This is a genomic window from Pseudomonas sp. RL_105y_Pfl2_101 (genome assembly GCF_963970585.1).
Taxonomy (GTDB): Bacteria; Pseudomonadota; Gammaproteobacteria; order Pseudomonadales; family Pseudomonadaceae; genus Aquipseudomonas.
Genome location: NZ_CAXAPG010000043.1, coordinates 21436 through 28081, shown reverse-complemented (window position 1 = coordinate 28081; position 6646 = coordinate 21436). Strand labels below are relative to the sequence as shown.

The following is a 6646-nucleotide window of genomic DNA, read 5'->3' as shown; positions in this document are numbered from 1 at the left end:
CTCCTTGCGGGTCTGCTTGCGCTTGCCGGCGTACTCGGCATCGGCGAAGGTCATCTGTTTCATCATTGAAAAGCTCGGCGACTGGTGTCCGGTGATTTTGCCTAATCAGGAAGTCTTTTTCAGAGTTCCCCTAAGGTCACTACCTAGGACCAGACACAAATCACGAAGCTGAACCATATCCAGCCGCCTCACCCCTCTTTCCACATCACTCATGAACGATTGCGGCCTTCCAAGCGCTGCTGAGCACTGCGCCTGGGTCATCCCTGATTCAACACACATACGCTTCAATTCCCGCAAAAAGATCACGTGCTCAGGTCGATAGATAGCCTTGGTCATAGCCGTATCCGGGCAAGGGGCGGCTGATCAAGCTATATCTGCTTTTGGGATATCTGATTTTCAGTTATTTTGTTTCGGCTCATTTGATTTAGGAGGCTGCATGAGACTGGTATGGGAGTTGTTTCGAGTGGCGTGGGCAGTCGGGTGTTTGCCGATCGGCGCGCTTTTGCTAGTTGTGGTGGTTTTTTCTGGCTTCAACCTGCCATTTTTTCTGGGTTTGACCAGTAGCGAAGACCCGGCGATTCGGTGGCTGTTCTGGGTCTTGATTCTCTACTGCGTCGGAGGTGGATGGTTGTTCTTGCGAATTAACCAGAGCTATGCCGAGAAGCTGAAGCGAATGGTTATGAGCTATCAGGCTGACGGCTTCCATCCACAGATAGAGGTGTTCGCAAAAATCAATGATGCCTACCTTGGTATCGATGCTTCATCAAACAGGCTGTTAGCCTATCCAATAGCTGATAAAGGGCATTTCTTTCGGTTGGATGAGATCAGATCCTGGCGCATCGTTCCGGTTGGCAATAGCAATCATCGATTGGAATTGTTAACCAGTGATCTGGCTATCCCTACGTTCAGCCTAGTGCTGAAACCGGCGGAGGTGATCAGCACGGAGGCGCGGTTTCATGCAGTGTTCGACACCTAAACGGCTGATGGAGCCATTACTCACCTATCCGGAGTAGGCCTATGGCCGACATAGCCGCTGGCAATACATGGCAAGTAGATATCGTTCAACTGAAGCAGGCCAACGCCATGATGCGTTCGGCAAATTGTAGTGGTCAACTAATCCCGGACACGACGTTAAGTTTTTCCTCGGCCCGAGCTGGCGCCAGCCCACCGTTGAATTGGTGAGGCCGAATCCAGTTGTACCGATGCATCAAAAAGTGACTGATGTCGCGCTGTGCTTCCTGTGCAGTTCTGTAGCCTAAGGTCGGTATCCATTCAGTTTTCAAACTCCGAAACACGCGCTCCATCGGTGCGTTGTCCCAACAGTTTCCCCGACGACTCATGCTTTGGCGTATACGGTATCGCCACAACCGCTGGCGAAATAATCGGCTTGCATATTGCGACCCTTGATCAGAGTGGAACAGCAGATCCGCAGGTCTGCCACGCTGCTCATAGGCCATATCCAGGGCCTTGATCACGAGTTCAGCGTCCGGTTTTTCCGACAGTGCCCAGCCCACTATCCGGCGCGTGCAGAGATCCAGCACGACAGCCAGGTAATGCCACTTTCCTTGCGCCCAAATATAGGTGATGTCACCGCACCAGACTTGATTGGGGGCTGGCACATCAAACTCACGGTTCAACGTATTCGGGATGTCGAGTCTTTCTACTGTCGCTCGTTTGTAAGCGTGGGAACCGGGCTGTTTGCTGACTAAATCAAGCTCGCGCATCAAGCTGCGCACTTTGAATCGACCGAGTTGCTCACCGTCTTCACGCATCAGCGAGAGAATGCTGCGACTGCCCGCAGCGCTGCGACTTTGCGAGAACAGCTCACTGACGCGACTGCGCAATCGAAGCCGTTCAACATCGGGCGTGCGGCGCCGCAGGCGCTGGGCGTAGTAACACGAGCGGGTAACGTCAAACACCTTGCACAGCCAATCAACCGGCTCATGGGCGCTCAACTGGTCAATCAGCGCAAACGCTCGAGATCTTCCGACATCAAGAGCGCGGTAGCCTTTTTTAATATGGATTTTTCTCGCTCAAGCCGGGCGATCCGAGCCTCCAGTTCCTGAATTTTCTGCTGCTCCGAGGTCAGCGCCTTACTCTGCGGAGTGACACCTTGGCGCTCCTTCTGTACCTGGTCAACCCAACGGCGCAACGCTGATTCACCAATGCCAAGTGAGCGGCTGGCTTCGATGTAGCTGTAGTTTTGCTTGAGTACGAGGTCAGCAGCCTCGCGTTTGAATTCAGCAGAAAAGGAACGGCGTTGTTTGGTCATGAGACACCTCTATCTGGCGAGCATTCTCGCCTAAATGGGTGTCCGGATTCATTAAACCACTACAAATCGAGCGCTGGCTCGTGACGATATTGCCACTCTATCCGTTCTCGGTTTTTCGTACGCTCACATTCGAGAGTTGAAGCAGAAAGGTGGCTTTCGATCATCCTCCATCGCGCAGAACACACGAATGATCAATTGCTTATGTAAAAGGGAAGCCGCACATGCTCATTGACCACAAGCCGCTGAAGATCGCCTCCGGCATCCTGGCGGGGACAACCATTGAGTCTGTCCTCCGATCCCCTTCTTACCATGCATGCGGTTGGCAGATACTTGACCGCTGGGCGTTCAACTCCCCTGAGCTACTTCGTTCGCTTGAAGCCCAAGGCGAGTTGCTGCTTTTAGGGCGGTTGCTTGAACAGCAGCTCATCGAGCATGAGGCGCTCATTTCGCCCCACGGGTTGGCGCAGCGTAGTCAAGGGCTGGCTGATCATGAGGTTCTTGCGCTGTGCGGCATATCAACCCAGTTATGAATCATCGGTCGCCTAAAGCTCTCCAGTCATTGGTTGCGGTGGGGTCTCGGGGCTTGCCCTGAGCAGGTACGGTAGGCAAAGCAAAGAAGTGAAACGACTGCCGCGTAGCCAGTTGTAAGTACGCCATTCATGGCGGGAGTACAAACCCTACCCTGTCCAGTTTTTATCCCCCAAATGGTTGCAGCTGTTGTAGACGATATTGGTGATTGGGAGTTGTCGGTACGTTGGTATTGGATTGTTCAGCCCGCGATGAATAAAAGCATCGTGAGGGAGGCGCAGTGGAGATTGTCCAATGACTCGATAAGCACGAGAATCAGATGCTATCTGCGTAACAGAATTGGTCATTGGGATATCTCGCGAAGCGGGAGCAGTAAGTCTCAAAAAACACCGCATTACGACGCTGGATGAAGCAGGGCGTTGGTTGTGCTGGTGTCAGTATTTCGAAGTGCGCACATTCGCCGTTGGTGACAGTGTCTGTATCACTCGGGTAAGAAGAGAAAACATCTGGCAGCACAGGGAAGGGTAAATCTGGTGATGCTGAGGGAGGCACTGCGGTAAGCGAATCTGGGCACGTCATCGACATCTGGAGTAAACGCTATGAGTGAAAGTTGGACGAAGAAAATGTGGTCGGTGGTATTGCGACGGAAATCTGGGGAAGGATTGAATAGGCGTAGACCGTTTACCAGATGCGCAACGCCGATGATCTATGCAGGTGAGCTCAAGTTACTACCTGAGCTTACTCGGGACTCAAAACCTGCCAAACGCTTCACGTCGTCCGACGCAGGTTGAGAGCAACGTCCGGACTGGCTGTACCCATGTCGGCCAAAGCGATGTCTGTTAGCTGTCGCGCACACCTCGCGTTAGAAGGCCGGAGCGCAGGAATAGCTGCTCGGGCTACTTTCCTGAATCCAACAGAGCTTTGGCAGACGGGCCATAGGTCGCGATGACATTTTCGATAGTCTCCTGGTCGTCACGATGCAAACTGCGCGTCAGGTTGAAGAGGGCACTCCGCTCGTCTTTCCACAGGCTGATAATTTCAGCATTCGGCTGGGCTTTCTTCCGCTCATAGAAAATGGACTCTGAGCGGAGCGCTATTAAGCAACTCAAGACGTCCTGAGCAATTTCCAGTCGATGAGCGCCGGATAGTTGGATCATCTCTGAAACCTCCTACTGATCGTAATCGCGACCTTCTGCATCGCTGAATTCTGGTGGGTCTTGGGCAGCAGCCTGCCGAGTAACGGCGTTCCGGTTGATATGATTTTTTCTCTTCTTGTATGGGTGACTCTCTGTCACCTGAAATCAGGTTACACCTGCCACACAGTCACCTGAAACGAGCCGATGCATGCCACTCAGTCAGGTGACTGGCAGTCCTGTGTATAACTCATGGCTTGGTAGCATTGCGTTCACGGATCGCGCTCCGAATAGATAACAGCTTGTTGTAAATGTCCGGATTGCTTTCGGCCAATTGGTCCAAGTCGGCTTGGCTGATCTGGAAGCCAATGTTGGTTTGGTTCTCGATGATCTGCAGGTGTTCGATGTGAATACCCTGGCCGACCGCTTCCCTGCTGAACAGCATGCGTTTGAGCTCATCTACCGTGCTTTTGATCTGGGCTGGACGGTAATCCCACTGTGCGTGGCCACGGTGTCTGCCTTGAGAGTCGCTGATCGCGATTTTTTCCGTGAGCTTATATTCATTGTGTTTACGGGACCGTGTTCTGCTGATGTAACCTAAGGTTTCAAGCAATTTGATCTCGCGCATTGCCTGGCGTGAGCTAATTCCCGCTTTGCGGGCAATGGTGGGGATTGAAGGAATTGCCAGCCCTGTTCTGAGATCGCAGTGGGATTTGATCACACAGTAAACTGCAAAGGCATACGGCCCCAGCTTTGCGAGTTCGTGATCCACCATGGCCTGAAAAATGTGAAACCAGTAGGTGTTGGACTTCAGTTGATCCTGTGGTTCCGGCCCGGTGATGGTATCAACCGATAATTCCAGCTCGCTCATTTTCGTGCCTCTACCTGAGCCTTCTTGGTAGGGCGTCCGACTTTATGCGGGCCTTCGGTAGAGGCTTGCTTGAGGAGGGGAGCCGATGTGATTGCCCCTGTACGCATCCACTGTCTGAGATCACCCAGCCGCCACCGCAAGCGTGACAGGCCGGGAACAGGCTCAAGCCCCGGCAATTTGCGCTGACGTACTGTCAGTGCGCTGAATCCTGTCAATGCAGCGACTTCGGCAACGCCGATCAGTACGTCATCTGCGAGTTTCTGAATTTTTTGAATGGTTTCGTAATCAATGCTCATCGTGGCTTTCGCTCGGCTGCTATGGAGTGCCTCCAGCTTCCGCCAAGCGATGACGTAATCAGTAGGACACCTTTTTGACAGATGCGCGAATAAGCCAAAGAATGGCTACATGCAGCCACCTATTCCTGATGCGGATGTCGACCCGGACGAAGCGTTCGAGCTTGTTTTTCGTGAACTGAAACGTCATGAGAAAACAGGACGGAGAAACTTCGTTGTTCGTGTTCCGGTGGATCTGCTTGAGTTCCTGTTTTCAGCGATTTTGCGCAAGTCGGGGATGTCGAGGGTTGCGCTTGAGCGGCTGCTGACGGAGCTTGGGATCTACGGATTCAAAGATGCAGATGGCCGGATTCTTCGACGGTATTTGAGCGGCCATACACGTATGGCGTGGTCGACCTACCAGCGTTTGATGCTATGGGCATTATCAAGCGGCTGGATCAGCATTTGGGGTTTCCGCGATTTGGTTTTTCGTTCTTACGAGCGAGAAGCCGCTCAGCTTTGCGCACGTAAGATATTGAATACCCTCAAGCGCCGGACAACGCCGCCTAATTTGACCCATCAGCAAATCGTCGAGTACTTCTACGAAATCTACCTGCGTAATCAGCAGGAGCGTGATCGGGCCACAGCTACCCGCATCCGAACAGATTCGGAAGTCCGGGTACTTATTGGTTTACCTAGCATTGACCTGCATGAGTAATCGTCGCACCGATATGCCTGTGCAGCTCGGGACGGACTCAGCGATGGCGTTGATCGGCGGTGATGCTGGTATTCACCCGCTTCACCACATTCCAGCAAGGAGAAAAAGCAGTTATGAAACTCGTGGATTGGGCAAACCTGAAGGACCTATACAAACGAAGTCGCAGGCAACCCAACAAGCTGCTATTCAAGCGAGAGAATGCTCGGAAGTTATGGCCGATGTGGATAGCAGCAGCATCAACGCTTCTGCTCGTTTTAATTGCGGGGTGGGGCATCAAGAATCCAGCTCTAGTCCCTTACGCCTACCTAGCGTTGGCTCCCTGGGCTATTGCTTTGTACAAAACTCGTATGAAAGCGCTTCGCACGGTTTATCCAAGGGAATTTGCTGAGCATGCCATTGATCGTCAGTCATCTTTGGGTAAGGAAAACATCCTCTGCTATGCGTTCTTTCTAGATGCCGTTCGCGATGAAGGCTACACCGCTACGAAGCTCCGAGAACTGTCGACCTACGCGGATCTGACTGGTAAGCCCGCGAGGCCAGGATTAGCACAAAATCTAGGGTTTGCTTCGTTCATTGCTTTTATGGTTGCACTCAGCACCGAGGTCATCAAATCTACGCCTCTTTTTACCCCCGATAAAAGCTGGATATTTCTGATGGTGGGAATTGCCGGAGGATTTCTTTACTGGCTGGTCTTAGACGGCATCCATAGCGTGGCTTATGAGAGGGCTTGGATGAAACGCTATCTGGACATGGCAGCTAGTGACATGGAGTAAGTCTTACGGGTACACCGGACCTTCCTCGTAGGCCCGGTAGTGGTCTGTCGTGTCATCGCTGGTGGTTTTACAAACGGCT

The 6646-nt window shown here is 52.5% G+C and carries 9 protein-coding genes; 4 read left to right on the top strand and 5 right to left on the bottom strand.

The window, feature by feature from the left end; translation table 11 throughout:
* Positions 1-105: 105 nt before the first annotated feature.
* Positions 106-336 carry a helix-turn-helix domain-containing protein gene (locus tag AACY31_RS26470; RefSeq protein WP_339493251.1) on the bottom strand — a complete coding sequence of 77 codons (231 nt, stop codon included), beginning with the start codon at positions 334-336 and terminating at the stop codon, positions 106-108.
* A gap of 100 nt (positions 337-436) precedes the next feature.
* Here AACY31_RS26470 and AACY31_RS26465 point away from each other — a divergent pair, with 100 nt between their 5' ends.
* Entirely contained in the window at positions 437-976 is a 540-nt protein-coding gene (locus tag AACY31_RS26465) for a hypothetical protein (RefSeq protein ID WP_339493250.1), read from the top strand.
* A 133-nt stretch (positions 977-1109) separates the two neighbouring features.
* On the opposite strand, the gene AACY31_RS26460 is transcribed toward AACY31_RS26465, so the two are convergent.
* Positions 1110-2272 (bottom strand): IS3 family transposase gene (locus AACY31_RS26460; RefSeq protein WP_339483834.1). Its coding sequence is split into 2 segments (ribosomal slippage): positions 1110-2017 and positions 2017-2272, totalling 1164 coding nucleotides; the frame shifts between segments, so codons are not numbered across the junction.
* Positions 2273-2493: 221 nt separating this feature from the next.
* On the opposite strand from AACY31_RS26460, the gene AACY31_RS26455 reads away from it, so the two are divergent.
* On the top strand, positions 2494-2802 hold the full coding sequence (locus AACY31_RS26455; RefSeq protein ID WP_339492956.1) for a hypothetical protein: 309 nt from the start codon (positions 2494-2496) through the stop codon (positions 2800-2802).
* Positions 2803-3696: 894 nt separating this feature from the next.
* Here AACY31_RS26455 and AACY31_RS26450 read toward each other — a convergent pair.
* The 3 genes from AACY31_RS26450 to AACY31_RS26440 form a co-directional block, all read right to left on the bottom strand.
* Positions 3697-3957: a hypothetical protein gene (locus AACY31_RS26450; protein WP_339492955.1), complete on the bottom strand. Its 261-nt coding sequence runs from the start codon at positions 3955-3957 to the stop codon at positions 3697-3699.
* A 226-nt stretch (positions 3958-4183) separates the two neighbouring features.
* Entirely contained in the window at positions 4184-4804 is a 621-nt protein-coding gene (locus AACY31_RS26445) for a helix-turn-helix domain-containing protein (protein ID WP_339492954.1), read from the bottom strand.
* Positions 4801-5100, bottom strand: a complete 300-nt coding sequence (locus tag AACY31_RS26440; protein WP_339492953.1) for a helix-turn-helix transcriptional regulator — start codon at positions 5098-5100, stop codon at positions 4801-4803. Before AACY31_RS26440 ends, AACY31_RS26445 begins: the two co-directional genes overlap by 4 nt.
* Positions 5101-5209: 109 nt before the next feature.
* Here AACY31_RS26440 and AACY31_RS26435 point away from each other — a divergent pair, with 109 nt between their 5' ends.
* Positions 5210-5794: a hypothetical protein gene (locus AACY31_RS26435; protein WP_339492952.1), complete on the top strand. Its 585-nt coding sequence runs from the start codon at positions 5210-5212 to the stop codon at positions 5792-5794.
* Between the two features lie 62 nt (positions 5795-5856).
* A complete protein-coding gene (locus AACY31_RS26430; RefSeq protein WP_339492951.1) occupies positions 5857-6567 on the top strand; it encodes a hypothetical protein in 711 nt (236 codons plus the stop codon).
* Positions 6568-6646: the final 79 nt, after the last annotated feature.